Origin of the sequence: Stenotrophomonas maltophilia (assembly GCF_900186865.1) — a bacterium.
GTDB lineage: Bacteria > Pseudomonadota > Gammaproteobacteria > Xanthomonadales > Xanthomonadaceae > Stenotrophomonas > Stenotrophomonas maltophilia.
The window spans coordinates 18283-43261 of the sequence record NZ_LT906480.1 but is presented as its reverse complement, the minus strand read 5'-3'; the positions used below and the strand labels follow the sequence as shown (position 1 = coordinate 43261).

Sequence of the window (24979 nt, the reverse complement as noted above, 5' to 3'; positions counted from 1 at the left end):
AATGCGGGTGCCACGCGCGCGAACACCAACATTCCCTTAACCATGCTCCGCTACAGTCGGGGCATGGACCTGCAGACTTCTCCGTTTCCGGCGTTCCGTGGCCGCGACCGGTTGATCGCCGCAGTCGACGCGGCGATGACCGCCGGTGATGCCGGGCGCATCACCGCCGACCTGCAGCTGGCGCTGCAGGAAGCCATCGCGGACAGCCGCATCGAGCTACCCGAATGCGTGCACCGTCCGGTCAGTGATCATTACGCGCGACGCCCGCTGTACCACAGCCAGGAACACGGCTACAGCGTGATTGCCATGAGCTGGGGCCCAGGGCAGGGCACGCCGCTGCACGACCACGATGCCATGTGGTGTGTGGAGGGCGTGTGGTTGGGGGAACTGGAGATCACCCGTTACGAGCTGCTGGAATGCGCCGGCGAACGCTGGCGCTTCCGACGCCACGCCGCGCTGCGCGGCGGCTGCGGCAGCGCCGGCAGCCTCATTCCACCTCACGAATACCACACCCTGCGCAATGCCAGCGATGAAGCCCTGGCCATTTCGGTGCATGTATACGAAGCGCCGATGGAACGTTCGGCGGTGTTCGACCCGCTTGGGGGTGACTGGTACCAACGCCGCATCCAGGCACTGCAGGCCGACGCAGTCTGAATCCGCCGCAGGGCAGGGTACCAGCACCTTCGCAGCGTGCATGGCATCATGCGCCGCTGCGCTGCCGGACCCGGCGGCGATCCGCGATGCCCCATCGGGCAAGGAGCAAGACCATGTCCAGCGCTGATCCGCGCCTGCGCGCGCTGTTGAAGCTGGCACCGGTGATTCCGGTGTACACCCCCGAAGATGTGAATGAGGCGGTCGAAGTGGCCCAGGCGCTGTTCCGCGGCGGCCTGCCGGTGATCGAAGTGACGCTGCGCACGCCGCAGGCGCTGGATGCGATCAAGGCCATAGTCGAAGCCGTGCCCGATGCTGTCATCGGCGCCGGCACCGTGCTCAACGCCGCGCAGATGCAGGCGGCGAAGCAGGCCGGCGCGCGCTTCGCGGTGTCGCCCGGTGCAACGCCGGCGCTGTATGCCGCCGCACGCGATGCCGACCTGCCGTACCTGCCCGGTGCCGCCACCGCCTCGGACCTGATCCTGGGCCTGGAGCAGGGCACGGACACCTTCAAATTCTTCCCGGCGGTGCAGGCCGGTGGCGCTGCGTTGCTGGCGGCCTGGCACGGCCCGTTTGCCGACGTGCGCTTCTGCCCGACCGGTGGCATCAGCGCGCAGACCGCGCCGCAGTTCCTGCACCTGCCCAACGTGCTGTGCGTGGGCGGCTCGTGGCTGACCACCCCGGCGCTGCTGCAGACCCGTGACTGGGACGCCATCGAACGACTGGCGCGCGAAGCATCGGTGCTGGCCAGCTGAACCTGCTGCACGGATCTTCAAAGGTTTGATCGTGATCAAAGCGCCGGCCTCGAGCCGGCGTCATTCTGTGGGCAAGCGCACTGCGGAGATCCGAACATGCAATCCACCATGAAGGCCGCCGTCGTACGCGAGTTCGGCAAGCCGCTGGTCATCGAGGAAGTCTCGGTACCGCGCCCGGGGGCGGGCGAGGTGCTGGTCAGGATCGAGGCCTGTGGCGGACTCCACACAATAACCAGCTAACCATTGCTACATATAGATTCTTCCAAGAGTTGATTTTGAAGTTACCGCCACAATTACCGCCATCAGCGCAAAGCTTGGCCTGAGCGACGGGCACTAGGGGCGTCACGGAATGCTGCTGCGCGTGCACCGGCTCTCAGCACGCGCAGCAGCGCGCTACTGCATGACGCCAGGGCTGGAAGAGCGCTGCACTGCACGTGGCCAGTGAGCGCGCTGGTGACGGTTGAGATGGAATCGGGTGTACAGGGAGGCAGGAGGCCCGGCGGTGTGCGCACCCCGGCGTGCGCACTCGTCTCCCCGCCACGCCTGCGCACTTCATAGGGTGCTTTTTCTGCACTACCTGCACACAGGCCAGGAATAGGCCCAGCAAGGCTGTAGGGGACACTGAGAGGTCATGCCAATACCTGCGAATCCCTGCACCAAAGGGGGTTTCTGGCGGGGCACTGAGCGGCCAGATGGACGCCAAATGCGCAGTGACCAGAGAAGGGAGAAAAGAGGGCGTCCAATAGCGTCCAAGAAGAAAACACCCACTACTTACAGTGTTTCAGGAAGGCTATGAATTAAGGGTCTGGAACGCTTTTTTGGTTACACGTCCTGTGCAGGCACTACTGCCCCTCTCCCCCTGCCACTTCCCCTGTCTCCCAAGGGTTTCGCCGGTCTATCTATTGTCCTAGCGCCTGCCATTTCCTGTTTGAGATTTCTGACTCACTGTTTTTACTGGTTACATTGGTACGCTGGTTACACCCTCCATAGCCACCTTATATATCAATGACTTACGTCTGGCGCGAGTGCGTACCATCCGTTGGGAACAACTGGTTACACTGGTTACAGGCAGGACCGCAAAGACGCGCCTGATTGACTGGCTCACAACCGCAAGGCGCCCCTTTCAGGCATCGCAGCGCCGACTGGATTACGTGACTGGCGACTGCCCGGCACCTCGAAGGCAGGACGCCAGGACACATCACCGATTCCACCGTGGCTACCTGCTGTAATGGGGGAGCCGTGGAGCACCGCTGCGGGCGTCGGCAATAGGGGCCGCGCCCCTGAATGAACGTACATAAATAAGTACATCCCAGAACGCTCCCGGCGTATACTGGCCGCATGAAGACAGTCTTGGACGTCCGGTTCTACCGTTCCGCCTCGGCCGATGAGCCTGTGCGGATATGGCTCAAGGAAGAGGTCTCTGCCGAGGCACGCAGGGCCATCGGTGGCGATATCAAGACGGTCCAGCTCGGCTGGCCCATGGGCATGCCGCTGGTGCGAAAGATGGACGACCGGTTGTGGGAAGTGCGTAGCTCGATCCCCGAAGGCATTGCCCGCGTCATGTTCACCACGGTCAAGCAGGACATGGTGCTGCTGCACGGGTTTGTGAAGAAGTCCGATAAGACGCCCAAGGCCGATCTGGCAGTGGCAAAGAAGCGTAGGGATGAGGTGATCAAATGAGCAAGAACCCGCACATCGGATCGAGCTTTGACGACTTCCTGGAGTCGGAAGGGCTGCTGGAAGAGTCCGCATCTGTCGCGGTCAAGCGCGTGATCGCCTGGCAGGTTGCTGAAGCCATGAAGGTGGCCAAGGTCAGCAAGTCTGACTTGGCCAAGCGCATGAACACCAGCCGCTCGCAGCTGGATCGCGTGCTGGATGAGGCAGATACCGGGCTCACCCTCGATACGCTCAGCCGTGCAGCCACCGCGCTGGGCTATCGGATTCACGTTGACCTGGTGCCGCCCAAGCAACAGGGCAGCAAGCGGCGGAAGGATGCGACTGAGGCTACCGTCCGCGCGGCGTGAAACGAAAATAGGCCGCCCGTGGGCGGCCTATTGGGTCAGCCCGGGCCGGAACCGCCGCGCGTTCTGCGAGCGGCACCGGCACACCGGACAGGGCGTCAGGTTGCTCCGGGTGCCAGGTCAAACGGGGCGAAGGTAATGACATCCTCGCCGATCCATTCGTTGACCATGGCCATACGCGATTGCAAGGGTGCCAGTTCCATCGATGCCCACACCGTGGCCGCATCCCGAATCGAGCCGAATCCACCCGCATTCTGAGGCACGATGCCCAGCAGCTGCGGGGGGATGCGCAGTGCAGCCAGAATGTCATCACGGGTCACGCGCTTGATGCCGGTGAATTCATCCTTGGCGGCCACTTCGCTGATCGGGATCAGCTGCAACCCGTCCTTCTTGCCGTTGGGCGAATGCACGAACAAGTTGCGGAAATTACCCGGCCCGCGCGAGTCTCGCAGCGCCTGCCGCAGGGCGTCCACGTCCATGCCCTCCGGCTGCGGGTCGGTCATGTAGAGGATGAACCCAGCATGCGAGCCGTTGGTGTAGTACCTGCGGCGGAACAACGTCGCCGATTCGTTGAGCAGCGCCGACTGCACCACGGCCAGCCACTCCGGCATCCCGTAGATTTCCTGATCGGTATCGGCCTCGCGCAGCTGGTACACAGAGCCAGGTGCAAATTCATGCTCGGCCCGTCCGGCTCGCACCTGAAAGAACTCACCGGGTTGCACACCACGGCGCATGTACTGGGCCATGAGTGGCTGTAACTGCAACAGGCGTCCGGAGTAGGAGATTTGCCGCTCCATGTACGCCATGCCGAACACCAGGTAATCCAAGGCCATCTGCGAGAACGCGGTGCGGTCCAGCAATCGATGCGGGACGAAGGTACGCACCAGCATGTTGCGCTTGAAGATCAGGCCACTGTGCAGGAACGGATTGGAGCGCGTGGTGCGCGACAGACCACTGAGGGTGATCGGTGGTTCGTAGTAGCGCCCATTGCGCCAGCATTCCAAATAATCGAACAACCCGCGCGAGTCCAGCACGGGCGTTGGTTCACCAAAGGAAAAGGCCGTAATTGCCCCGGCAGTGCCCGCGCTCGGCGCGGGCACAACCTGACCGATAGCGGCATCAGCAGGGGAATCAGTCACGCCACGCCCTCTGCATTGAGCTCTACCCGCCGCCTGATACGGGCGGCAGTACTGCCTGCCAGCTGCATGTCCACCTCGCTCATATCCATCGGCGGCAATGCCAAGCGTTCCGCAACCTGCTCAGTCACTGTGGCATCGTCCAAACGATGGCGCACCGCGTTGCAGAGGTTGCCGAAAAACGCGCTGGCCAGTTCGTCGTCACTGGCTGCCTGCCGATGGTTCACGCCCGCGTTCTCCGCTCTCGAGAACAGTGCGAAGGCGACCGCCAGGCTATCGCCCGCTTGCTCCAGCAACTGCCCATAGGCCTGACTGGCAGCCTCTCTGATGACACCGTTCGTCGTGCTGAGGCAACGATCCGCAGCCTCAGCCAACTCCAGCTCCAGGCGCGGCAGCTCAGCCGCGATTTCGCCCTCCATCGCCTCATATTCCTCAGCCAGCGAGAGCGCCGAGCGCTCGTTGGCGCGCAGCTTCTGAATGTCACGGGTCAGCGTGCCATCGCTCTGGCGCAGTTTGGCCCCCCACTGCTGACGTGCAGCGGCGGCGTCACCCTGTGCAGCCTGTTTGGCGCGCTGCATCGTATCGACCTTGCCCACCAGGGCGCGCTTGCGCTGCACTGCGCTGGCCAACTGCTGGGCCAGCTCGTTCAGCCGCCGCCTATTCTCCGATACCGACGCTACCTCGGCACCTTCGCCGGGTTGGGTAGCCAGTTCGGAGGTGGTGGTGGTGGTGGTCTCGATGTTGCTCATGTTGAATCTCCGTTGAAACGATGGGGGGCTCGCCGACACTGTGTCGGCTAACGGTGTGAAAGACAGCGCCGCTTACAGGCCGCTGTCGTGAACCTTGCGAGGGTCAAAGACGAAGACGCGGATAGCGCCCAGGCCGGGGATGCGCACAGCTTGTGAGGGCCTACCATCGGCACTGCGCTTAAGCCATCCGGCCTCAGCCAGCGTGCGTGCGGCCAAGCGCACATCAAAGCCCGCACACAGCTCGCGCCTGAACGCCTCCTGCAGCACCAGGTATTCCGTCAATCCGACCTCATCGAAGCGTCGGAAACCTACACGGTCGCGCACCGGCACTGTGCCTTCGGGGCCGCGCAGCAGCTCCAGGCGACTCTCGCCATGGGCTTCAAAGAACGCACGCACGCGCGCAAGCAGTTCGTCGGTGTCGGCGCTGCCGGAACCGCCCCGACGTTGCAGCCATGCCTGGAAGCACGTCGCCACGCCCCGTGTCGCCTCGCCCTTGGGCCAACCGGTGATGCGGTGGCGGCAGGTGCTGGCCAACTCCCCAGCAAAGGCGACAACAGCAAAGCGCTCGGCCACCCGGCGCACCTCCCCCGAGGCATCTTCGGGTACGTAGCTGGCCAGGAATCGGTCGGTCGATTCGCGCAGCTGGGCGGTCAGCGTCGGGCTGTCCTGCTGGGTCAGGTAGCCCATCCACAGCGGCCACGGTGCGCCGTAGGTGCGTGCTGCCGCGTCCTTGAGCAGGGCCGACAGTGCCGCGCCGTCGCTGGCATCGTGCAGGCGCTCAAACACGCCGTGCCCGCCCTCGGCCTCGGCGGGTACGTCGGCCAGGCGCACGGACTGGCCCGCCCGTGCCTGCTTGCCCACCTCGGCCATGTGCTGCGCCAATCCGACCTCACCGGCCGACAGGATCAGCACCCGCCAGCGTGCCGCCGCACGGGCCTCACCGGCCCGGTTGGCGCGGCTCTTGCCGTTGCCGTTGGCCAGCAGATAGGCCGCATCACCGGCCTGCTTGGGGTCGATCTGCGCCAGTTCATCCAGAATCAGCGTGGCATCGTTGTGCAGTACCGCCACGCCTTCCAGACCGTTGGCGGTGCTGCGCCATTCGCGGGCGTATTCCGGGGGACCCACCACGCTGGCCGCCACGCGCAGCGCGGTGCTCTTGCCGCTACTGCTGCTGCCGACCAGGTGGAAGCCACCGCCCGTAGCGCCAGTGAAGTGCAGCAAGGGCCCCGCGAACATCGCCGACACCGCCAGCACCAAGCGCGAATTGTCCTGGCAGCGCCGGGCCACGTCGCATCGCCAGTCCTCCAACGAGCCGACCGCCGCATAGTGATGCTGCAATCCACCGCTGTGCTGGTAGACCAGCCGCTCCGCGCCATTGCCGTAGCTTTCGCCATTGGGCAGCACATAGCGGCCCTCATGCCAGCCCGGCACGGCCACGTTACGGGCGCGGGTGTCGATGCGCTCCTGAATGATGTAGGCCAACAGCCGCTGCATCGTGTTGCGGTGGGCCGACATTTCCACACCGCCCGCTGCCAGCTGGCGCACGAACTCGCGCGGGTCGCCCACCAGCATTTCCGCAGGTGCCGCCCACTGGTGGGGATGGCCATCGGCATCGGTCCAAGTCAGCAACCGCCCCCATTGCTCGCTCTGGCTGTCGCGGGTCTTGGCCTCGACCTTCAACGGCGAGCAGACAAACACCGGCTCGGCCAGGTCACCGTCTTCGGTGACACCGACGTAGTACACGCCGGTCTCGTTGAGCTGGTAGTGGGCCCGTGCAGCACTGGCGCTGTCGACGGCGTCCTTGTTGCCCTTGGTCCTGCCCTTGGCGCCCTTGCGCACGGCGCGCTGAATCGAACCGCGTACGGCGCCAGTGCCGGCGTTCTTGGCGGCATCATTGAAATCGACAGAGGTGACGTTGCTCATGCACGGGGCTCCAGTGCCGCGTCGGCGCGCTGCGCCTTCGGGGTAAAGAGAGAAATCATCAGGAGGTGGCCTCATGGCTGGGCCGCGGCGGCATGGCTACCACCCCGCCCACGGCATCGGCGGCGCGCTGGGCGTTGGCCACGCCCGGATTGATGCCCAGCCGCGAGGCGGTGGCCGCATCGTCATCGGCGCACACCACGATCACCGCCGAGGGGAACTTGGCGCGCAGGGCGCACGCCACCGGCTCCAGGTTCCCGGCATCGAAGGCCACGGCGGTGGGGTGGCCGGTGGCCTCATGGATGCTGGCGGCAGTGGCATAGCCTTCGGCGATGCACACCACGTCGCTGACCGTGCGGCCTACGGCGTAGTACAGACCACGCTTACGGCCACCGGCCAGGAAGCGCTTGCTGCCATCGGCGGCGATAGTTTGCAGGCTCCACAGCCGCCCCTGTGCATCGCGCAGGGGCACCAGCAACAGGCCGTCCAGCTGACGCAGGCCGTGCACGCCCACGCCCTTGGCCACCAGGTAAGGATGGTCGGGCGTAGCAGCGCTGGCGCGCTGCCAGCGCTCACGCGCCTGCTGCCGGGCCACAGCTTGGCGCTGGGCGCGTTCGGCCTGCTGCTGGCGTTGTGCGCGCACCACGGCCTCGCGCAGCATCGCGCGGTCGGCCTCGCTGAGTGCCTCGCTTCCAGCTTCGCACCAGGACTCATTGAGCCCGGTCTTCCAGTTGCCATAGGCACCGGCCTGAGGCGGGCCTGCATGCAGCACATACCAGCCGCTGCGCTGGCCGCTGCCATCGCCCTCGGCGCGGACGCGGCACAGACGGCCATTGGCCAGGACAGCATCGCCCGTAGCCACGCATAGTCCTGCCGCACGCAGTGCGGCAATGAATCCCTCAGGCCGCGTCATCGTCGGCCTCCATCTGACTGCTGTGTCGGGCGCTGGCCACCACAGCGGCCAGGTCTTCATGCACGTAGGCGGCGCTGGCCGCCACGGCATCGAACGACAACGCCACGGACTCGCCGATGCCCTCGCCTACGCTGGACAGCAGCAAAGAGGCGGAACGCGCACGCTCCACGCGATTGAAGCTGTCCTCGCTGATCCAGTAGCCGTAGGGCATGGGTGCAGCGCTGGGCGCGCGCTCTTGCGGCGGCTCGACAGCAGCCTGCTCGGCTTGCAGGTCGGCCAGCTGCAAGGCCATGCCGCGATCGAACTGCTCCTGTGACTGCGCAGGCGCGAACAACGACAGGCGCACGCGCACCCGCGCCGCAACCGTGGCCAACTCCAGGCAATCGCGCTCCAGCGGCCACAGCAGGCGCTCGCGCAGGCGGTCCTCCAACGGGTGGCCTTCCAGCGCCTCATCCAGTTCACCACTGACAATGGCAAGACGGCGCGAAGCCTTGCTGTGCAGCCGCTCGATGCGGCGAGCCACCTCGACAATATGGGCGGTGCGCTCGGCATCGAACCAGGTATCGGTGATGGTGGCGCTCAGCACGCCATCGGCCACACCCGGCACGCCGGACACTCTTACGGTTTCCGTGTTCATGCAGCCACCTCCGCGTCTCGGACCATCACCAGCAGCTGGCCTACGGAGAGTGCTTCCAGTGCACCAGGGCGGCATTCCAAGGCGGCTACCAGCTGCGTCAGTGCAGCCATCGGCATCGTGTGGATGCGCTGCAACTGGCGCACAGCGCTAAACAGGTCATGCGTGGCCGCATCGTCATTGGCGACGGCGAAATTCAGGGCAGAGACGTTCATCGCGCGGCCTCCTGAACGGTGGCGGCAATGGCGTGCTGCACCTCGCCCAGCGTCAGCGCCTCGGGCGCTTTGCCGGTGGCCTCCAGGCGCGCAGTCAGCGCCAGCCAGCGGGAATGGTCCCAGTCGAGGGTGTCGGCGATTTCGCCGAGGTGGTGTGCGATACGGGTGGCAAAGCGCGACGGCGCGGCCAGGGTGTCATGAGACATGGCAGGATTCCTTGGATAGGTTGGAATCCGCCACCGCGCTGCTAAACGAGGTGACGGACGGTACGCGGTTAGCAGACCGGACCCAAGGAGCCGGCAGGCCTTTCGGCCTCCGCGCACCGCCCGCCGTAGAACTGGCAAGCAGTCGCCCGCGACAACACAGCGAGCAACAAAAAAGCGCCGTGCATCGGTCGATGGGCGCTGGTGCGCCTTGGGGTTCGGGCTGCTAAACCCGGTCGCCGATTGTGCGGCGACGGGGCAATGCTGCACCGGGTTTGCCGGTGCTGTCAACAGGCGCGTCATCGCCGTGCCTTGCCAGGTGTGGTGACGGGCTCTTGCTTGGCCTGTGCACTGAGCGCGGCGCGTTCAGCAGGACTGCTGATCGGCAGGCAGATGTCATTTCGCGGGCACGCGCTCTGCGTATGCGTGCGCACGATTTCGGTGTAGGCCGAGAAGGTATGGCCACACAGCGCGTTGCGACACTGGAGCAGTGATTCACGCAGCAGTTTGGAATGCAGCACGCTGGTGCGCACGATGGCGGCGGTATCGCAGTGCGGGCAGCGTAGGAACGCTCTTGAACTGGTCATCGCAGCACCTCAGCAGTCAGTGACCGAGCGGCTACCCGCGACACCACGCGACAGTGCGATGCGGCCGCCTTGCGCGGTCCGGCTTTGGGAGAAGTTCAGCGCCAGATTCGGCTGTGCCACAGCCGTGCGCAGATGCTCGGCCAGAAACTTGGCCTCTTCCGGGCTGAGGTTGAATTTCTGGTTGGAGATGGTCAGGACGATGGTGTCTTTCATGGCTGCACTCGCAGATGGGTGTCGGGGATGTGGGTGGCAATCCACGCGTCCACGTCCGACTCCAGCCAGACGGTCACGCGCGGGGAAAGGGGGATCGATGCGGGGAACCGGCCACGTTTCATCAGCCCGTACAGGTGCGAGCGGGATATGCCGGTGCGGCTGAGCACTTCGGGCTTGCGCAGGAAGCGCTCACCGCGTCCGGCGTCATGCCGGGAATGATCGGCAGGCTGGCCAGGTGCGGTCGCCGGAGGGGTTGGGGAACCAAGCATGTGAGAAGTCGCGGCGCTGACTTTGGGTCAACTGCCACCCTGTGTTGTGGGCTTGGTTAGAGGCTAGAGACCGCCGCAGATGAACTCACGCGGTGCCCTGTGTAAAAGACCGGCTTACAAGTCCCGCATTGGACGCCAATGGACTTCCTTGGAGGTATGGCCTGGCGCTTCCTCTAGGCCTAACGACGCACACGGCAAGTCGGTGCACGCGATAACGCCTGCACTCGATAGGCAGATTCACAGGGCGTCGCCCTCGTTGGCCAGGGAGTGAATCGGGCGCATCGCCCGGTGGCGTGCACCACCTCCCTCAGAGGCCGGGCCCGGCTCCACTCACCCGCAGGTGTCCGTCAGAGCCGGGCGAAAGCACAACGGCACGGCTATCAGGCCGGATAGAAGCGTCGGTCCAAAGGCGTCCTATGCCGTCCGATTTCTTGCCGGTGTACCACCGTAACCAGTAGCACCCAATGGCCGGTACACATCTCGATCAATTGCAAGTCATTGATATATAAGGACGTGGAAGAGAGTGTAACCAGCGTACCAATGTAACCAGCAAAAACAGTAAGTCAGAAATGAAAAATGGAAAAACGGGGGGGGGGTCAGGGGGAGGTCCTCAGGCCGTCCAGATAGTCCGCCCATGCCTGCATCATTTTTGCGCGCTCGACCAGGTGAGCCGTACGGTTGTATGCCCGTCCGTTTGGATCACGCACGGCATGTGCAAGCTGGTGCTCGATGTAGTCTGGTCGGAAACCCAGCACCTCATCCAAGACAGTGCGCGCCATCGCGCGGAAGCCATGGCCGGTCATGGAGCCAGATTCATAGCCCAGCCGACGCAGTGCGCCATTGACTGCGTTCTCACTCATGGGTCTTCCCTTGCCGATCATGCAAGGGAAAACGTACTTAGCTCGACAGGTCAACGGGTGCAGCTCCCGCAGAATGGCAACGGCCTGCACTGCCAGAGGAACGATGTGCGGCTGGCCAGTCTTGGTTGCGGTGAAGCGCCACTGACCTGCATCAAGATCAATGTCGTCCCACAGGGCATGGCGTAGTTCGCCAGGACGTACAAACACCAAAGGGGCCAACCGTAGTGCAGCCTGGACCACAGGCGAGCCCTGATAGCCATGCGTTGCACGCAGCAGACCGGTGATCAGGGATGGGTCGGTAATGCTGGGGAAGTGCTGCACTTCCGAAGAAGCAAGCGCCCCTCTTAGATCATCTGCCGGATTGCGATCCGCACGGCCAGTAGCTATGGCGTAGCGGAACACCCTTCCAGCTATCCCCCGAGCACGGTGTGCGGTTTTGACAGCACCGCGCGATTCGATCCTTCGCAGTGCATCCAGCAGCTCCCGTGCAGGTATTGCACCTACAGGAGATCTGCCAAGGTACGGATTCAAGTCTCTTTCAACGATGCGTCGCTCATGGCTGATTGATTCAGCAGAGAGCTTCCCAGCTCGCATGGAAAAGTACTCCGCTGCAACAGCCTCAAACGTGCTGGCACTACTCTCAACGACTGCCTTCTTCTGTGCCTTGCGATGCTCGCCAGGATCGATGCCACCGGCTAGTAGCTTGCGTGCTGCGACGTGGCGCTCTCGAGCGACGGCCAGGCTTACATCGGGATAGGTACCCAGCGACAGCGTATTGCGCTTGCCAGTCACTGGCCGGCGGTAATCCCAGCGCCACCACTTGGCACCATCAGGGCGCAAGAGCAGGTACAGGCCACCACCATCACGGAGCTTCTGGACGCTGGCGGAAGGCTTGGTCTTGCGAATAGCGGTATCGGTCAGAGGCATGAAGACGGTAACTGGCAATGAAGGAGTAGAGATTACCGCCAATGTTACCGACAAAGGACTGTGGATTTGAGTGGACTACATAGGACTGAAGTGGACTCAAAGTATCAGCAACATGTTGATATTGCTTAAATGATTGGACCTTACGAGATCACATAGGACAATCAAATGGCAGCTGTGGCGTCTGCCACACCGACCTGCACGCCGCCGAGGGCGACTGGCCGGTGAAACCGAACCCGCCGTTCATCCCCGGCCACGAGGGCGTGGGGCACGTCGTGGCCGTGGGAGGCGGGGTAGGGCACGTCAAGGAAGGCGACAGGGTCGGCATCCCCTGGTTGTACTCGGCGTGTGGCCATTGCGAACACTGCCTGGGTGGCTGGGAAACGCTGTGCGAGACGCAGCGCAACACCGGTTACTCGGTCAACGGCGGCTTCGCCGAGTACGCACTGGCCGATGCCAACTATGTCGGCCTGCTTCCGAAGGAAGTGGGCTTCGTCGAGATCGCGCCGGTGCTGTGCGCCGGCGTGACCGTCTACAAGGGCCTGAAGGTGACCGACACCAAGCCCGGGGACTGGGTGGTGATTTCCGGCATCGGTGGCCTGGGCCACATGGCGGTGCAGTACGCCCGTGCGATGGGCCTGAACGTGGCTGCGGTGGACGTGGACGACAACAAGCTGGCATTGGCCCGGCAGCTCGGCGCGCAGATCACCGTGAACGCGCGTACCACCGATCCGGCCGCATTCCTGAAGAAGGAGATCGGCGGTGCGCACGGCGCTCTGGTCACCGCAGTGTCGCCCAAGGCGTTCGAACAGGCTCTGGGCATGGTCCGCCGCGGTGGCACCGTGTCGCTCAATGGCCTGCCGCCCGGCAACTTCCCGCTGGACATCTTCGGCATGGTCCTCAACGGCATCACCGTGCGCGGCTCGATCGTCGGCACCCGGCTGGACCTGCAGGAGTCACTGCAGTTCGCCGCCGAAGGCAAGGTCGCAGCCACGGTCAGCACCGACCGCCTGGAGAACATCAACGACGTGTTCGCGCGCATGCACGCGGGCACCATCGAAGGCCGCGTGGTGCTCGACTTCGCCGCCTGACTGCCTGTGCATGGCCGCCGCTGCTCCGTACCCCTCTCCCACGGGCACGGCGGCCATGCCGATCCATCGGTAGTGCCGACCGCTGGCCGGCAAAACCCCAGTCGGTTCGGTAGTGCCGGCCGCTGGCCGGCAAACCCCAGTCGGTTCGGTAGTGCCGGCCGCTGGCCGGCAAACCCCAGTCGGTTCGGTAGTGCCGGCCGCTGGCCGGCAACGCGGGCACTCTGTGGCAGCCGTACAATACGCGCATGCCTGGCCTGCTCAAGACCCTGTTCCTGTCCATCGTCGCCCTGATCGGCGGCGTGCTGTCGCTTGCGCTGGTCAGCAGCGTCGCCGGCTGGCTGCCGCCGTTGCTGGGCCTGTCGCCGGACAGCAACAGCGTGCAGCTGGGGTGGGACCTGGCCTTCAGCGTACTCGGTGGCGTCGCCGGCATTTCCTTCGCCACCTATTACGCGCCGTGCTGGCCGCGTTCACATGGCTTCTCGATCTGGTCGCTGATCGCGCTGGGCTGTGGCTACGCGATGTGGACGGCGGGTGCGGACTTCCCGTTCTGGTTCGTCATTTCGCTGTTGGCATCGCTGCCGTTGCAACTGCTGGTCGGTTGGTGGTTCGGGCGCCGCCCCTCGCGCGATCTGCGCTGAGCGCATGCAGGTAGTGCCGGCCGCTGGCCGGCAACTGCAGGATGGCCGAGGTTGCCGGCCAGCGGCCGGCACTACCGCTTCGGCGACGGCAGCCTCTGCTTCAACCGCGCGATGCCCTGCCATGGGTCACCCTTCAGCCGCTTGGCGCGCGCCAGCGCCTTGGCCATCGGAAACGCGTCGGCCGCGCTCACCCGGGCCAGTTCTTCCCAGCGCAGCGGCACCGCCACGCCGGCAGCATCGCGCGCGCGCAGCGACCACGAACACACGCTGGTGGCACCGCGTGTGTTGCGCAGCCAATCGATGAAGATCACGCCGCCGCGCTTGGCCTTGCTCATCGTCGCCACGTAGCGATCAGGCTGCTCCAGCGCCATTGCCTGCGCGAACGCCTCGCAGAACGCCTTGGCCTCGTCCCAGCCGGCCTTGGGCTGCAGCGGCACCACCACGTGCACGCCCTTGCCACCGGACAGCCGCACGAAGCTCTGCAGGCCCACCTCCTGCAGGCGGTCACGGACATCGCGCGCAGCGGCCTTCACCTGTGCCCAGCTCACCCCTTCGCCGGGGTCGAGATCGAACACCAGACGATCCGGGTGCTCGGGATCGGCCACGGTTGCGCCCCACGGATGCAGTTCCAGGGTGTTCATCTGCACCAGCTGCAGCAGGCCCCGCGCATCGTCGACGTAGAAGTAATCCTCGCGGCCGCTCTTCTGCTGCAGGGGTACCGCATGTACCGCGTCCCCCAGGCCGGGGCCATGGTGCTTCTGGAAGAAGCAGGCCTTGCCCACGCCGTCCGGGCAGCGCAGCAGTGACAGCGGACGTCCGGCAATCTCGGGCAGGATCCAGCGCGCCATGCGCTGGTAGTAGTCGGCCACGTCACCCTTGCGCAGTTTCTGCCTTGGAAACACCACCCGCTCCGGATGAGTGATCTCGACCTCGCCTCCGGTTTCGGCATCTGCGGTGCTCATTCCCAGGTCCTCCTTCTGCTTGTCGCTGCGCAGTCGCTTGAAACTGGCCTGGCGCAGCAGGCCTTCCTTGCCCCAGCCACGGAAGGCCACCTCGGCAACCGCCACCGGCTTCACCCAGCGTACGCTGGCAGCGCGGAACGGCACATGCGCCGGCAGCTGCAGCACGGGCGTCTTCACCGCCAAGGGCTGCAGTGCCTTGAGCAGCGCGCGCAGGCTTTGGTCGTCGAAACCGGTGCCAACGCGGCCCACATAGCGCAAGCCGCCCTTGTCCGGCGTCGCCAGCAGCAGCGAGCCGAACCCCACCCGTGAACCCTTGGGTGCCGTGTAGCCGACGATCAGGAACTCGTCGGTGTCTTCGTGCTTCACCTTCACCCAGCTGCGCGCGCGGGTATTCACGTACGGGGCATCCACCTGCTTGCTGACGATGCCTTCGAATCCGGCCTTGCCACTGGCAACGAACACCTGCGGGCCATGGTCGATCACGTGCTCGCTGAAGGCCAAGGTGCCAGGCGCCGGCCCAATGAGCTCTTTCAGGAGTGCTTTGCGCTCCAGCAACGGCGCACGACTGATATCCGCTCCAGCCAAGCCCGGAAGATCGAACACGATGTAGCGCAGCGGTTGCTTCGAACTGCCGTCGATCACCCGCTGCAACGCTGCGAAGTCACTGCGTCCTTCCTTGTCCAGCACCACCAGTTCGCCGTCCAGGCGTGCATCGCGCACCGGCAGCGCCTGCACGGCCTGCACCACTTCGGGAAAATCATCGGTCCAATCCAGACCATTGCGGGAGCGCAGCTTGACCTCGCCATTGTGCAGATCCGCCAGCAGGCGATAGCCATCCCACTTGATCTCGTGAAGCCAGCGGTCGCCGTCCGGCGCACTGTCGCGATGATCGGTCAACTGCGGTTTGAATGCATGCGGGTAGGGTGCGTCACGTGCGCCGTGCAGTTGCAGCGCGCGTGCATGCCAGCGCACATCGGCCTTGCGTGTGGCCGTGCGTGCGACGGGTGCAGCTCGCGCCGTCTTGTCCGCGGAACGCTTCTTCGCCGCAGGTGTTCGTTTCGGCATCGGTGCCGTCAGCAGGTCATCCGCCTCCGCGTCGCGCGCTTCCCCGTCACCGCGCTTGATCAACAGCCACTGCACCTGGCGTCCTTTCATCGCGGTCTGCACCAGCTTCCAGCCACCGGCCAGGCGTTGTCCATGCAGCACGAAGTCGATCCTGCCCGCCGCCAGTGCCTGCAGTGGATCGCCTTCACAGGCCCAGGTGCCGTGATCGAAGACTCCCACGTGGCCCGCACCATAGTGGCCTTCAGGAATGTCTCCCTCGAAACCGGCGTAGGAGAGCGGATGGTCTTCCACTTCCACGGCCAGCCGCTTTTCACCGACGCGCAGGGAAGGCCCCTTGGGCACCGCCCAGCTCTTCAGTACGCCGTCCATTTCCAGGCGGAAGTCATAGTGACGCGAGCTGGCATGGTGCAGCTGGATGACAAAGGTCGGCCGCCGCTTCGGGTCGCCCGGTGCGGGCGTGTCGTCGGGCTCCGTTGTCTGCCCGGCGCCACCGCCAAGCCGGCGTTTGCGCCGATACTGGTGCAACGACATGGCTCACCCCGCCTTGCGTCGGGGTGCGGTCTTCTTTGCAGCCTTCTTCGTTGTCTTCTTTGCGGCCTTCTTCACTGGCGACTTGGCGGCTGCTTTGCGCGTTGCGGCCTTCTTCGCTGGCGTTCGCTTGTTCGCATCCAGGCTCTTCTGCAGCAGCGCCATGAAGTCGACCACATTGGTACTGGCGTCCTCGCGCGGTGCCGGCTCATCGTCCACCCGCGTGGTGCCGCCCTTGGACTTGATGCGCTTGTTCAACACCTGCTGCAGGCGCTCGCGGAATTCATCGTGGTACTGCGACGGATCCCAGTCGCCGGCCATCGACTCGATCAACTGCTCGGCCATCGCCGTTTCCTTGCTGGTGATGCGATAGTCGGACAGCTTGCCGGTGGGCAGCTTGTAGTCCTCGGGATCCACCAGTTCCTGCGGATAGCGCAGGATCATCAACACCAGTGCGTCCTCATGCGGCATCACCGCACACAGGTATTCGCGCGTACGCACCACCACCCGCGCGATGCCCACCTTGCCGGTGCTGCGCAACGTTTCGCGCAGCAGCACATAGCCCTTCTCGGCCTTCTTGCCGGGCACCAGCAGATACGGTTTCTCGTAATAGCGCGGGTCGATCTGCGCCGCATCCACGAATGATTCCACCTCAACCGCTTCGTGGCTTTCCGGCGCAGCCGAGCGGATATCACCTTCCTCCAGCACGACATAACTGCCCTTGTCGTACTCATAGGCTTTGACGATGTCCTTCCAGGGCACTTCCTCGCCAGTGTCGGCGTTGACCCGTTCGAAACGGATCGGCTTGCGGTCGCGGGAATCGAGCATGCGGAACTGCAGGTCGACCTTGCGTTCGCCGGACATCAGCGACACCGGCACGTTGAGCAGGCCAAACGACAGCGTGCCGGTCCAGATCGGGCGGGCCATGGGCGTACCTTTGGCGGGGCAGGGCATCCAGCTTCGGATGGGCGGTGTAAACCACCCGTGTCGATACCGTGCACGTGGGTTCTACGCAGATGCGGTAGTGCCGGCCGCTGGCCGGCAGAGCTCGCGGCCTGAAGTTTCCTGGGGTTGCCGGCCAGCGGCCGGCACTACTGCAGCAACGGCCTCACCGCCGCCGCCGGAATATGGTCCAGCGCGCGCCAGGCGTCCTCCACCACCGGCCGCGCCTGCGACCAGCCCAACCGTGACTGCCCGCGCATCTGTTCCCAGTGCTCGGCCAGTTCCTCGCAGGTATCGGCGGCATCACCGCGTGGCCAATCCGCAGCATGCGTGGTCAACGCGAAGGCATACACCGGGCACAGGTCGCGCCAGTTCCGGTGGCTCTGCCCGCGGCGCTCCTCGTAGTCGCTGAGCATGTACTGCAGGTAGTCCTGCGCCACCGCCTGGGGGTCTTCATGGCGACGCGTACGGCGCTGCGCGCTGCGCTGGCCGAGCGGATCGAGCAGGGCGTTGAACACGGACGGTGCGGGTCGTTCAAGACGGGGCATGGCCGGCTCCTGCAGCGGGGGCGGGTGGGCAGGAATACGCGCGGTGCCGTTACCGGGGGGTGAGCGAGATGTTCATGACGCCAGGTTCGCAACGGCTTTACCTGCGGAGCGGTGTAGTGGAATCCCCCCAAGGGCAGGTACCAGACCATGAGCCGAGAGACCTCGCGAGACCCGCTGCGGGAGAACCACCCGCCCATTCCCGGCGAGCAGCGCGGCAAGCGCGATGCCGACAACGCCGACTACCGCGGAACCGGCGCGCCGTTCTTCGATGCCGAGCACGACCACCTGCCGGTGAAGCACGAGGCTGAACAGGCGGCCCAGGACCGCAAGGATGGCGGCGACCGCCATCGCGGTGGCCAGGAGAGCCCGCTCAAGCGCCGTGAACGCAAGCAGCGCGCCAGCGACAACCAGGACGAGGCGCTGGAGGAGACCTTCCCGGCCAGCGACCCGACCTCGCCGTTCGTGCCAGCCAAGGCCCCCGACTGACCGGTAGTGCCGGCCGCTGGCCGGCAACCCCCTGACGCCCTGCACGGCGCGATGCCGGCCAGGGCCCCCGATTTACGGGGTAGTGCCGGCCGCTGGCCGGCAACGTCTGGGCTGCCCTACACAAAGCGATGCCGGCCAGCGGCCGGCACTACCAACTCAACGCCACGACCATTGCAGGCCGACGTTGGCTCGCCGTCCCGGTCCCGGCTCGTAGAAGCGACCATTGCCGTCATTGACGATCACCGAGCCGATGTAGGCCTGGTCCAGCACGTTCTCCAGCCTGGCGAAGGCGCGCAGCTCGCCGCCCGGCAGCGTCCATCGACGGCCGGCTTCCAGGTGCAGCAGGGCGTAGCCCGGCGCGCGCTCGGTGGCCACGTCATTGACCACGGTATCGCTGCTGGCCATTGCCTCCAGCGCCCACTGCCAATCGGCAGGGCTCCACTGCAGCCGGGCGAAGGCCTGCTGGCGCGGCACGCCGGGCAGACGGCTGCCTGCAGCGACCAGGGTGTTCGAGGTCAGGTACGGCGAGCGCACCTGCGCCTGCAGCCAGGTCCACGCCAGCTGCAGTTCCAGGTGCTCGGCCAGCGGCTGTCGGTACTGCAGCTCCAGCCCCTGGCGGCGGGTGCGGCCAATGTTGCGGTAGGTGCTGCGTCCGCCGATATTGCTGGCAACGGCCAGCTCGCCGTCGGTATCTGCACGGAACAGGCTGATATCGAGTTGGTTGCCATCCTGTGCGTGCCACTTGCTGCCAACCTCGATGGAGCGGCTGCGCGCGGCGGCCAGATCCAGTGCCAGCCCGGCTTGGCCGTCGGCGCGATAGCCCAGTTCGTTGAAGGTGGGGGTCTCGAAACCACGTCCCACCGCCGCGTGCAGCCGCCACTGCGGGCTGGCCTCGAAGCTGACGCCTGCCACAGGCGTGATCGCCTGGTAGCGGCGGTGGCCACTGTCGTCGGGGTTGGCGCCGACGATGTAGCGGTCATTCGATTCGAATCGCACGGCGCTGTGGCGCAGCCCGGCCAGCAGCGACCAGCGCGGGCTCCACTGCCACCAGGCCTGGGCGAACTGATCCACGTTCTGCACGACGTCGATCTGGTCACGACGCAGCCGCCCACGCACGCCCAGGGCGCTGCCGATGAAGTTCTCGAAGCCGGTGCGGTGCTGGCGCTGGCGGTCGGCGCTGAGCCCGGCTACCAGGTCCAGCGGTCGCCCGGCCAGATCACCGTGCCAGCCCCAGCGCGCGTCCAGCCCGCCATAGCCGCCCTGCAGATCGATCACGCCGCCGGCATGCAGCGGGCTGTTGGTCTGGGGTGCCGGCGGAATCGGCAGGTACTGGCGTACCGCGCGCTGGCCGGCATAGCCCATCAATTGCCAGCGCTGCGCTCCCGTTTCACGGGTCCAGCGCAGGCCGGCCTGCTGCTGGCGCACGGTTTTGCGGGTGTTGTACTGGTGCGCGACTGCCGTGGCCTGGCGCGGATCAGCCGCCACCTGGGCACGGGTCAGGCCCAGCGGATCCTGCGCATCGGGGGCGTCAAGCGCATTGAGCAGCAGCTCCAGCCGCCCACCGCCCAGCTCTCCACCGATGCGTGCGTTGAGCGATTCACGGCGCGCGCGGCTATGGTCCCGCCAGCCATCGGCGCGGAAGTGATTGGCGGCGATGCTGTAGTCCAGCACTTGACCGGCACCCTTCAGCTGCGCACCGACACTGAGCGTGTTGTCGGCGCCGGCATTCACGCGCAACCGCCACGGGTCGCCGGCCTGGCCCTGCGCGCTCCAGACCTGCAGCACGCCGCCGGAGGAATTGCCGTACAACGCCGAGAACGGCCCGCGCAGCACCTCGATGCGCTCGGCGCCCAACAGGCTGGCATGCGACAGCTGACCCTGGCCGTCAGGCATGGTCGCCGGCACGCCGTCGATCAACACCCGCACCCCGCGCACCCCGAAGGTCGAGCGCGCGCCGAAGCCACGGATCGACAGCTGCGTGTCCTGGGCGAAGTTCTGCCGGTCACGCGCCAGCAGTCCGGGGACCCCGGCCAAGGCCTCAGACAGCTGCGCGCCGGTGCCCGCGCGGCTGGCGTCGATCCAGACCGTGTCCTGGCTGGCCGGCAGCGCGAACGGATCGATGCCCGGCACCCGGGCGGCCTGTACCTGCACCGCAGGCAGGGCGGTGGGCTCAGGCTCGGCCACTGCCGCCCAGGGCGACAGCAGCAGGGCGGACAGCGGCAGGCAACGGCGTCGTGCGGCGGGATTCATGATTCAGGTTGATGGATCGGGCGGCAACACACGCCATGGTACGGGGCCGCGGATGACGATGGCGGCGGCCAGCCCCGGCAGGCTTTGTTACGATGGGCTGTTTCCGGCCGAAAAGCCGCGGACCGCGTAGCGCACTTCCTCCCCCTTTCCGTCTACCGAACGAGTACCGCCGTGTCCTTCTTTGCAAACGTGGAACTGGTCCCAGGCGACCCGATCCTGGGCCTGACCGAGGCGTACAACGCCGACAGCCGCCCGACCAAGGTCAACCTGGGTGTGGGCATCTACTACGACGAGAGCGGCCGCATTCCGCTGCTGCGCGCCGTCAAGCAGATCGAGCAGCAGCTCGCCGCCGAGGCCAAACCGCGCGGCTACCTGCCGATCGATGGCCTGCCGGCGTACACGCAGGCCACGCGCGAGTTGGTGTTCGGCAAGGATTCGCCGCTGCTGGCCGCCGGCCGCGTCACTACCGCACAGACCGTCGGCGGCAGCGGTGCGCTGCGCGTCGGCGCCGACGTGCTGAAGAAGCTGCTGCCGCACGCCACCGTTGCGCTGAGCAACCCGAGCTGGGAAAACCACCGTGCGGTGTTCAGCGCCGCCGGTTTCGACGTGCTGGATTACACCTACTTCGACCCGGCAACCCATGGCGTCGATTTCAACGGCATGCTGGCCGACCTGGGCAAGCTGGACGCCGGCACCGTGGTGCTGCTGCATGCCTGCTGCCACAACCCCACCGGTGCCGACCTCACGGTCACCCAGTGGAAGCAGGTCGCGCAGCTGCTGAAGGACAAGCAGCTGTTCCCCTTCATCGACATGGCCTACCAGGGCTTCGACAAGGGCATCGAGCAGGACGGCGCCGCCGTGCGCATCATCGCCGAAGCCGGCATCGACAGCTTCATCGTCGCCAACTCGTACTCCAAGTCGTTCTCGCTGTACGGCGAGCGCGTGGGTGCGCTGTCGATGGTGGCACCGACCGCCGCTGACGCCAAGGCGGTGCAGTCGCAGGTCAAGCGCGTGATCCGCACCATCTACTCCAGCCCGTCCACCCACGGTGCCGCGCTGGTGGCCGGCGTGCTGACCAACCCGGAACTGCGTGCGATGTGGGAGCAGGAGCTGACCGAGATGCGCGAGCGCATCCACGCCCTGCGCCAGGGCCTGGTCGAGAAGCTGGCCGCTGCCGGCGCGCCGCAGTTCGGTTTCATCAACGAACAGGCCGGCATGTTCTCCTACTCCGGCCTGAGCCGCGAGCAGGTCGAGCGCCTGCGCAACGAGTTCGGCATCTACGCCGTCGGCACCGGCCGCATCTGCGTGGCCGCGCTGAACCAGAACAACCTGGAGTACGTCGCCAAGGCCGTGGCCACCGTCGCCAAGGGCTGAAGCAACGCGGCACACGCTTGAAAACAAAGGCGCCGAAAGGCGCCTTTGTTTTTTGCTCTTGCTCTTGTCTTTGCCATTCCCACCGCGCTCGCGGCGAACCAGGAAGCGCAGTGAGAGGGGCACCGTGGCCAGGACCGTGAGGCGCATGGATGCGCCGATCGAGCCCCCAGGGATGGGTTTACGGCGTGTCCTGGCCACGGTGCCCCTCTCGCTGCGCCTACATGAAGAGAGGGCGCCACGAGCGCAACGCATCTGGAAACGATTACGACTCCCCGCGCTCACGCACGCGCTGGCCGGACGGGCGACAATAGGCGTTTTCCCGCTGCCGAGACCTGCCCGCTCATGTCCCGTACTTCGTTGACCCGCTTCCTGATCCAGGAACAGCACGCCGGCCGCATCAACGCCGACCTGCGCCAGCTGATCGCGGTCGTCGCCCGCGCCTGCACCAGCATCTCCATCGCCGTCAGCAAGGGCGCCCTCGGTGGCGTGCTGGGCGATGCCGGTACCGGTAACGTGCAGGGCGAGGCGCAGAAGAAGCTGGACGTCATCAGCAACGAGATCCTGCTTGAAGCGAACGCCTGGGGTGGCCACCTCGCCGCGTGCGCCTCGGAGGAAATGGACCACAGCCAGCCGGTGCCGGACATCTACCCGCGCGGTGATTTCCTGCTGCTGTTCGATCCCCTCGACGGCAGCTCCAACATCGACGTCAACGTCTCCGTCGGCACCATCTTCTCGGTGCTGCGCTGCCCGACCAATGTCGAACTGCCGGGCGACGACGCCTTCCTGCAGCCGGGCAGCAAGCAGATCGCCGCCGGCTACTGCATCTACGGGCCCAGCACCCAGCTGGTGCTGACCGTCGGCCATGGCACCCACGCCTTCACCCTGGACCGTGAGAAGGGCGAGTTCGTGCTGACCACCGAGAACATGCAGATTCCGCCGGCGACCCAGGAGTTCGCGATCAACATGTCCAACCAGCGCCACTGGGAAGCACCGATGCAGGCCTATGTCGGTGATCTGCTGGCGGGCAAGGAGGGCACGCGCGGCAAGAACTTCAACATGCGCTGGATCGCCAGCATGGTCGCCGACGTGCACCGCATCCTGACCCGCGGCGGCATCTTCATCTACCCGTGGGACAAGAAGGATCCGTCCAAGGCCGGCAAGCTGCGCCTGATGTACGAGGCCAACCCGATGGGCCTGCTGGTCGAACAGGCCGGCGGCGCCGCCTGGACCGGCCGCGAGCGCATCCTCGACATCCAGCCCGACCAGCTGCACCAGCGCGTGCCGGTGTTCCTGGGTTCGCGCGAGGAAGTGGCCGAAGCCGTGCGCTACCACCACGCACACGACAACGCACAGGGCTGACGGCCTATCGCCTGACAGCGGTCATGGCAGAAAGATGACATGACCGTGGGGTGACACCGAGGGCGGCAAACGGCACCATCAAGCCGTTGCCGCCTAAGGAATGCACGCATGCACGAGCAGGGCCCGGTCGATTTCATCGAGGTCATCCACAACGCGGTCCCCAGCGAGGTCTGCGCGGCGATCGTCGAGCGCATGCGGGCGGCGCGTGGCCTGCAGCCCGGTGCCGTGGGCAGTGGCGTGTTCCCGGAACTCAAGCACAGCAAGGATCTGCGCATCAGCGGCCTTGATGGCTGGCAGGATGTGGACCATCAGCTGCAGCACGCGGTGTTCAACGGCCTGCTGACTTATCTACGCCGTTATCCACAGGCGTTGATCGCGCCGCTGATGTTGCAGATCCAGGACAGCAAGGGCCAACCGCGACGCCTGTCTGCCGAGGACTTCCCTGACATGCCGCAGCAGCAGCTGGCCGACCTGGCCCGCACCTGCCTGCGCCCGGGCGCCATCAACCTGCAATGGTATGCGGCGGGCGAGGGCGGTTACCCGTACTGGCACTGCGAGCTGTACCCCAAGGATGCGCAGGCCGAGACCCTGCACCGGCACGTGCTGTGGACGCTGTACCTCAACGAGGAATTCGAAGAGGGCGAGACCGAGTTCCTGTTCCAGGGGCGGAAGATCGCACCACGCACCGGCAGCCTGCTGATTGCGCCGACGGCGTTTACCCATACCCATCGCGGTAACAGGCCGCAGGGTGGGGACAAGTTCATCGCGACGAGTTGGATCCTGTTCCAGAGCGCGCAGAAGTTGTTTGGAGGACGGTGAGGTCATCGTACTCCCCCCGATTGGAGCCGATATCCAGGCAAGTTCGTTATGCCGTCGGTGGTTTACCGGGCCTCAGGAGAGCAGTAGTAGTCGCCGCCCCTGTCCGAGTCCCAGTAGGTTCCTCCATAGAGCTTCACCGTACTGCCTCTTGTCGTCAGCTCTACCGAGCGCGCCAGGCGATCCTCGCAGAAGACCATCAATCTGTAATGGCGCTGCCGTTTGTCTTTCTGCAGTCGCCACCGCTTCTCTGCGGCTTGTTTGATGAAGAAAGCGGCGATCTGCTCTGGATCAGATTCGAGTTCGGCGTCGAAGACGGCCCCCAGGAACGTGACCTTCGGTAAGAACTTAACGTTCGTGGGATGGCCGCCTGAAGGGAGTTCAAAGGTATCGGTAGCAGCGCGCAGTTCTGCTTCTGTTGGCTCTCCGGTCCAATCGCCACCTCCGATGGATCCAAACATTGAAAGACAGGTACCGCCTATCAAGGCCGCAATGACAGTGCACAGGAGCAGATGGCGCAACGGTACCTTTTTCAAGGCCCATTCCCCGACTGTCGTTGTTCGTCGCTACTTGAATCCCGCAAGGCTTCAGTCGTCTTTGCCCCGAGCACCGGATCATTGATGCTCGACGGAGCTGGGCGCTTGCGAGGACGACGGCGATACAGGATCCCTCCCGCTGCCCCACCAAATACGGCAGTGCCGAGGCCGACCAGCTCTTCGCTGCCTAGCGGATCCGCTGACAGCAGTTTAGCCGCCGTCAGTAGAAGAAAGTTCAATGGGAACATCCAAAGGAACGCGATGCCGAGCCAGTAGATGAACTTCATTTCATGCGCTCAAGGATCCGGAATCGTCGACTCGACCCGGCAGGCGG

26 protein-coding genes and 2 pseudogenes are annotated in these 24979 nt (G+C 65.3%); 11 read left to right on the top strand and 17 right to left on the bottom strand.

Annotated elements, in window-relative coordinates:
- Positions 1-63: 63 nt before the first annotated feature.
- The 5 genes and pseudogenes from CKW06_RS00220 (at position 64) to CKW06_RS00200 (ending at position 3430) form a co-directional block, all read left to right on the top strand.
- Positions 64-654 carry a cysteine dioxygenase family protein gene (locus CKW06_RS00220; protein WP_024957475.1) on the top strand — a complete coding sequence of 197 codons (591 nt, stop codon included), beginning with the start codon at positions 64-66 and terminating at the stop codon, positions 652-654.
- A gap of 113 nt (positions 655-767) precedes the next feature.
- On the top strand, positions 768-1406 hold the full coding sequence (gene eda, locus CKW06_RS00215) for a bifunctional 4-hydroxy-2-oxoglutarate aldolase/2-dehydro-3-deoxy-phosphogluconate aldolase (RefSeq protein ID WP_024957476.1): 639 nt from the start codon (positions 768-770) through the stop codon (positions 1404-1406).
- Between the two features lie 96 nt (positions 1407-1502).
- Positions 1503-1634: pseudogene (locus CKW06_RS00210) on the top strand (zinc-dependent alcohol dehydrogenase); the annotation flags it as partial.
- A 1122-nt stretch (positions 1635-2756) separates the two neighbouring features.
- The gene (locus CKW06_RS00205) at positions 2757-3086 is read left to right on the top strand and encodes a type II toxin-antitoxin system RelE/ParE family toxin (protein WP_231910850.1); all 330 of its coding nucleotides are present in this window, start codon (positions 2757-2759) and stop codon (positions 3084-3086) included.
- Positions 3083-3430, top strand: a complete 348-nt coding sequence (locus CKW06_RS00200; RefSeq protein ID WP_012478672.1) for a helix-turn-helix domain-containing protein — start codon at positions 3083-3085, stop codon at positions 3428-3430. Before CKW06_RS00205 ends, CKW06_RS00200 begins: the two co-directional genes overlap by 4 nt.
- A gap of 95 nt (positions 3431-3525) precedes the next feature.
- On the opposite strand, the gene CKW06_RS00195 is transcribed toward CKW06_RS00200, so the two are convergent.
- From CKW06_RS00195 to CKW06_RS00145, 11 genes are all read right to left on the bottom strand, one after another.
- A complete protein-coding gene (locus CKW06_RS00195; protein WP_012478671.1) occupies positions 3526-4527 on the bottom strand; it encodes a phage portal protein in 1002 nt (333 codons plus the stop codon).
- Positions 4528-4562: 35 nt separating this feature from the next.
- Positions 4563-5312: a hypothetical protein gene (locus CKW06_RS00190; RefSeq protein WP_024957477.1), complete on the bottom strand. Its 750-nt coding sequence runs from the start codon at positions 5310-5312 to the stop codon at positions 4563-4565.
- 72 nt (positions 5313-5384) lie between these two features.
- Positions 5385-7235, bottom strand: coding sequence for a DUF927 domain-containing protein (locus CKW06_RS00185; protein ID WP_012478669.1), 1851 nt, complete (start codon positions 7233-7235; stop codon positions 5385-5387).
- Positions 7236-7293: 58 nt separating this feature from the next.
- Positions 7294-8145, bottom strand: coding sequence for a toprim domain-containing protein (locus tag CKW06_RS00180; protein ID WP_012478668.1), 852 nt, complete (start codon positions 8143-8145; stop codon positions 7294-7296).
- Positions 8132-8782 carry a hypothetical protein gene (locus CKW06_RS00175; RefSeq protein ID WP_012478667.1) on the bottom strand — a complete coding sequence of 217 codons (651 nt, stop codon included), beginning with the start codon at positions 8780-8782 and terminating at the stop codon, positions 8132-8134. The genes CKW06_RS00180 and CKW06_RS00175 overlap by 14 nt, the downstream gene beginning before the upstream one ends.
- On the bottom strand, positions 8779-8994 hold the full coding sequence (locus CKW06_RS00170; RefSeq protein ID WP_024957480.1) for a hypothetical protein: 216 nt from the start codon (positions 8992-8994) through the stop codon (positions 8779-8781). Before CKW06_RS00170 ends, CKW06_RS00175 begins: the two co-directional genes overlap by 4 nt.
- On the bottom strand, positions 8991-9200 hold the full coding sequence (locus tag CKW06_RS00165) for a hypothetical protein (RefSeq protein ID WP_024957481.1): 210 nt from the start codon (positions 9198-9200) through the stop codon (positions 8991-8993). Before CKW06_RS00165 ends, CKW06_RS00170 begins: the two co-directional genes overlap by 4 nt.
- A gap of 296 nt (positions 9201-9496) precedes the next feature.
- A complete protein-coding gene (locus CKW06_RS00160) occupies positions 9497-9784 on the bottom strand; it encodes an Ogr/Delta-like zinc finger protein (protein WP_012478664.1) in 288 nt (95 codons plus the stop codon).
- A 9-nt stretch (positions 9785-9793) separates the two neighbouring features.
- The gene (locus tag CKW06_RS00155; protein WP_012478663.1) at positions 9794-9997 is read right to left on the bottom strand and encodes a hypothetical protein; all 204 of its coding nucleotides are present in this window, start codon (positions 9995-9997) and stop codon (positions 9794-9796) included.
- Positions 9994-10266 carry a helix-turn-helix transcriptional regulator gene (locus CKW06_RS00150; protein WP_012478662.1) on the bottom strand — a complete coding sequence of 91 codons (273 nt, stop codon included), beginning with the start codon at positions 10264-10266 and terminating at the stop codon, positions 9994-9996. Before CKW06_RS00150 ends, CKW06_RS00155 begins: the two co-directional genes overlap by 4 nt.
- Before the next feature lie 596 nt (positions 10267-10862).
- Positions 10863-12053, bottom strand: a complete 1191-nt coding sequence (locus CKW06_RS00145; RefSeq protein ID WP_012478661.1) for a tyrosine-type recombinase/integrase — start codon at positions 12051-12053, stop codon at positions 10863-10865.
- Positions 12054-12223: 170 nt separating this feature from the next.
- On the opposite strand from CKW06_RS00145, the pseudogene adhP reads away from it, so the two are divergent.
- Positions 12224-13141: pseudogene (gene adhP / locus CKW06_RS00140) on the top strand (alcohol dehydrogenase AdhP); the annotation flags it as partial.
- A 245-nt stretch (positions 13142-13386) separates the two neighbouring features.
- Complete coding sequence (locus CKW06_RS00135; RefSeq protein WP_005411776.1) at positions 13387-13779, top strand: hypothetical protein; 393 nt, start codon at positions 13387-13389, stop codon at positions 13777-13779.
- A gap of 71 nt (positions 13780-13850) precedes the next feature.
- On the opposite strand, the gene ligD is transcribed toward CKW06_RS00135, so the two are convergent.
- From ligD to CKW06_RS00120, 3 genes are all read right to left on the bottom strand, one after another.
- Positions 13851-16337: a DNA ligase D gene (gene ligD, locus CKW06_RS00130; protein WP_024957484.1), complete on the bottom strand. Its 2487-nt coding sequence runs from the start codon at positions 16335-16337 to the stop codon at positions 13851-13853.
- 3 nt (positions 16338-16340) lie between these two features.
- Entirely contained in the window at positions 16341-17261 is a 921-nt protein-coding gene (ku, locus tag CKW06_RS00125) for a non-homologous end joining protein Ku (RefSeq protein WP_005411774.1), read from the bottom strand.
- 164 nt (positions 17262-17425) lie between these two features.
- Positions 17426-17824 (bottom strand): hypothetical protein, encoded by a 399-nt coding sequence (locus tag CKW06_RS00120; RefSeq protein WP_012478657.1) that lies wholly within the window; start codon positions 17822-17824, stop codon positions 17426-17428.
- A gap of 147 nt (positions 17825-17971) precedes the next feature.
- Between CKW06_RS00120 and CKW06_RS00115 the strand changes: the two genes are divergently transcribed.
- Entirely contained in the window at positions 17972-18310 is a 339-nt protein-coding gene (locus tag CKW06_RS00115; RefSeq protein ID WP_005411772.1) for a hypothetical protein, read from the top strand.
- Positions 18311-18466: 156 nt separating this feature from the next.
- Here CKW06_RS00115 and CKW06_RS00110 read toward each other — a convergent pair whose 3' ends face one another.
- On the bottom strand, positions 18467-20560 hold the full coding sequence (locus tag CKW06_RS00110) for a TonB-dependent receptor family protein (RefSeq protein ID WP_024958105.1): 2094 nt from the start codon (positions 20558-20560) through the stop codon (positions 18467-18469).
- A gap of 171 nt (positions 20561-20731) precedes the next feature.
- On the opposite strand from CKW06_RS00110, the gene CKW06_RS00105 reads away from it, so the two are divergent.
- The 3 genes from CKW06_RS00105 (at position 20732) to CKW06_RS00095 (ending at position 24112) form a co-directional block, all read left to right on the top strand.
- Positions 20732-21934: an amino acid aminotransferase gene (locus CKW06_RS00105; RefSeq protein ID WP_024958104.1), complete on the top strand. Its 1203-nt coding sequence runs from the start codon at positions 20732-20734 to the stop codon at positions 21932-21934.
- A 342-nt stretch (positions 21935-22276) separates the two neighbouring features.
- Positions 22277-23293: a class 1 fructose-bisphosphatase gene (locus CKW06_RS00100; protein WP_024958797.1), complete on the top strand. Its 1017-nt coding sequence runs from the start codon at positions 22277-22279 to the stop codon at positions 23291-23293.
- 108 nt (positions 23294-23401) lie between these two features.
- On the top strand, positions 23402-24112 hold the full coding sequence (locus CKW06_RS00095) for a 2OG-Fe(II) oxygenase (RefSeq protein WP_024958796.1): 711 nt from the start codon (positions 23402-23404) through the stop codon (positions 24110-24112).
- A 62-nt stretch (positions 24113-24174) separates the two neighbouring features.
- Here the strand turns inward: CKW06_RS00095 and CKW06_RS00090 are convergent, their stop codons facing one another.
- Entirely contained in the window at positions 24175-24645 is a 471-nt protein-coding gene (locus CKW06_RS00090) for a hypothetical protein (protein ID WP_229297673.1), read from the bottom strand.
- Positions 24642-24932, bottom strand: coding sequence for a hypothetical protein (locus CKW06_RS00085; protein WP_024958795.1), 291 nt, complete (start codon positions 24930-24932; stop codon positions 24642-24644). The genes CKW06_RS00090 and CKW06_RS00085 overlap by 4 nt, the downstream gene beginning before the upstream one ends.
- Positions 24933-24979 lie beyond the last annotated feature (47 nt).

What these genes read in the sequence shown, in the direction of transcription:
- CKW06_RS00220 (WP_024957475.1), top strand. Translation starts at nt 64, where the DNA reads ATGGACCTGCAGACTTCTCCGTTTCCGGCGTTCCGTGGCCGCGACCGG.
- eda (WP_024957476.1), top strand. Translation starts at nt 768, where the DNA reads ATGTCCAGCGCTGATCCGCGCCTGCGCGCGCTGTTGAAGCTGGCACCG.
- CKW06_RS00200 (WP_012478672.1), top strand. Translation starts at nt 3,083, where the DNA reads ATGAGCAAGAACCCGCACATCGGATCGAGCTTTGACGACTTCCTGGAG.
- CKW06_RS00190 (WP_024957477.1), bottom strand. Translation starts at nt 5,312, where the DNA reads ATGAGCAACATCGAGACCACCACCACCACCACCTCCGAACTGGCTACC.
- CKW06_RS00185 (WP_012478669.1), bottom strand. Translation starts at nt 7,235, where the DNA reads ATGAGCAACGTCACCTCTGTCGATTTCAATGATGCCGCCAAGAACGCC.
- CKW06_RS00180 (WP_012478668.1), bottom strand. Translation starts at nt 8,145, where the DNA reads ATGACGCGGCCTGAGGGATTCATTGCCGCACTGCGTGCGGCAGGACTA.
- CKW06_RS00175 (WP_012478667.1), bottom strand. Translation starts at nt 8,782, where the DNA reads ATGAACACGGAAACCGTAAGAGTGTCCGGCGTGCCGGGTGTGGCCGAT.
- CKW06_RS00170 (WP_024957480.1), bottom strand. Translation starts at nt 8,994, where the DNA reads ATGAACGTCTCTGCCCTGAATTTCGCCGTCGCCAATGACGATGCGGCC.
- CKW06_RS00165 (WP_024957481.1), bottom strand. Translation starts at nt 9,200, where the DNA reads ATGTCTCATGACACCCTGGCCGCGCCGTCGCGCTTTGCCACCCGTATC.
- CKW06_RS00160 (WP_012478664.1), bottom strand. Translation starts at nt 9,784, where the DNA reads ATGACCAGTTCAAGAGCGTTCCTACGCTGCCCGCACTGCGATACCGCC.
- CKW06_RS00155 (WP_012478663.1), bottom strand. Translation starts at nt 9,997, where the DNA reads ATGAAAGACACCATCGTCCTGACCATCTCCAACCAGAAATTCAACCTC.
- CKW06_RS00150 (WP_012478662.1), bottom strand. Translation starts at nt 10,266, where the DNA reads ATGCTTGGTTCCCCAACCCCTCCGGCGACCGCACCTGGCCAGCCTGCC.
- CKW06_RS00145 (WP_012478661.1), bottom strand. Translation starts at nt 12,053, where the DNA reads ATGCCTCTGACCGATACCGCTATTCGCAAGACCAAGCCTTCCGCCAGC.
- CKW06_RS00135 (WP_005411776.1), top strand. Translation starts at nt 13,387, where the DNA reads ATGCCTGGCCTGCTCAAGACCCTGTTCCTGTCCATCGTCGCCCTGATC.
- ligD (WP_024957484.1), bottom strand. Translation starts at nt 16,337, where the DNA reads ATGTCGTTGCACCAGTATCGGCGCAAACGCCGGCTTGGCGGTGGCGCC.
- ku (WP_005411774.1), bottom strand. Translation starts at nt 17,261, where the DNA reads ATGGCCCGCCCGATCTGGACCGGCACGCTGTCGTTTGGCCTGCTCAAC.
- CKW06_RS00120 (WP_012478657.1), bottom strand. Translation starts at nt 17,824, where the DNA reads ATGCCCCGTCTTGAACGACCCGCACCGTCCGTGTTCAACGCCCTGCTC.
- CKW06_RS00115 (WP_005411772.1), top strand. Translation starts at nt 17,972, where the DNA reads ATGAGCCGAGAGACCTCGCGAGACCCGCTGCGGGAGAACCACCCGCCC.
- CKW06_RS00110 (WP_024958105.1), bottom strand. Translation starts at nt 20,560, where the DNA reads ATGAATCCCGCCGCACGACGCCGTTGCCTGCCGCTGTCCGCCCTGCTG.
- CKW06_RS00100 (WP_024958797.1), top strand. Translation starts at nt 22,277, where the DNA reads ATGTCCCGTACTTCGTTGACCCGCTTCCTGATCCAGGAACAGCACGCC.
- CKW06_RS00095 (WP_024958796.1), top strand. Translation starts at nt 23,402, where the DNA reads ATGCACGAGCAGGGCCCGGTCGATTTCATCGAGGTCATCCACAACGCG.
- CKW06_RS00085 (WP_024958795.1), bottom strand. Translation starts at nt 24,932, where the DNA reads ATGAAGTTCATCTACTGGCTCGGCATCGCGTTCCTTTGGATGTTCCCA.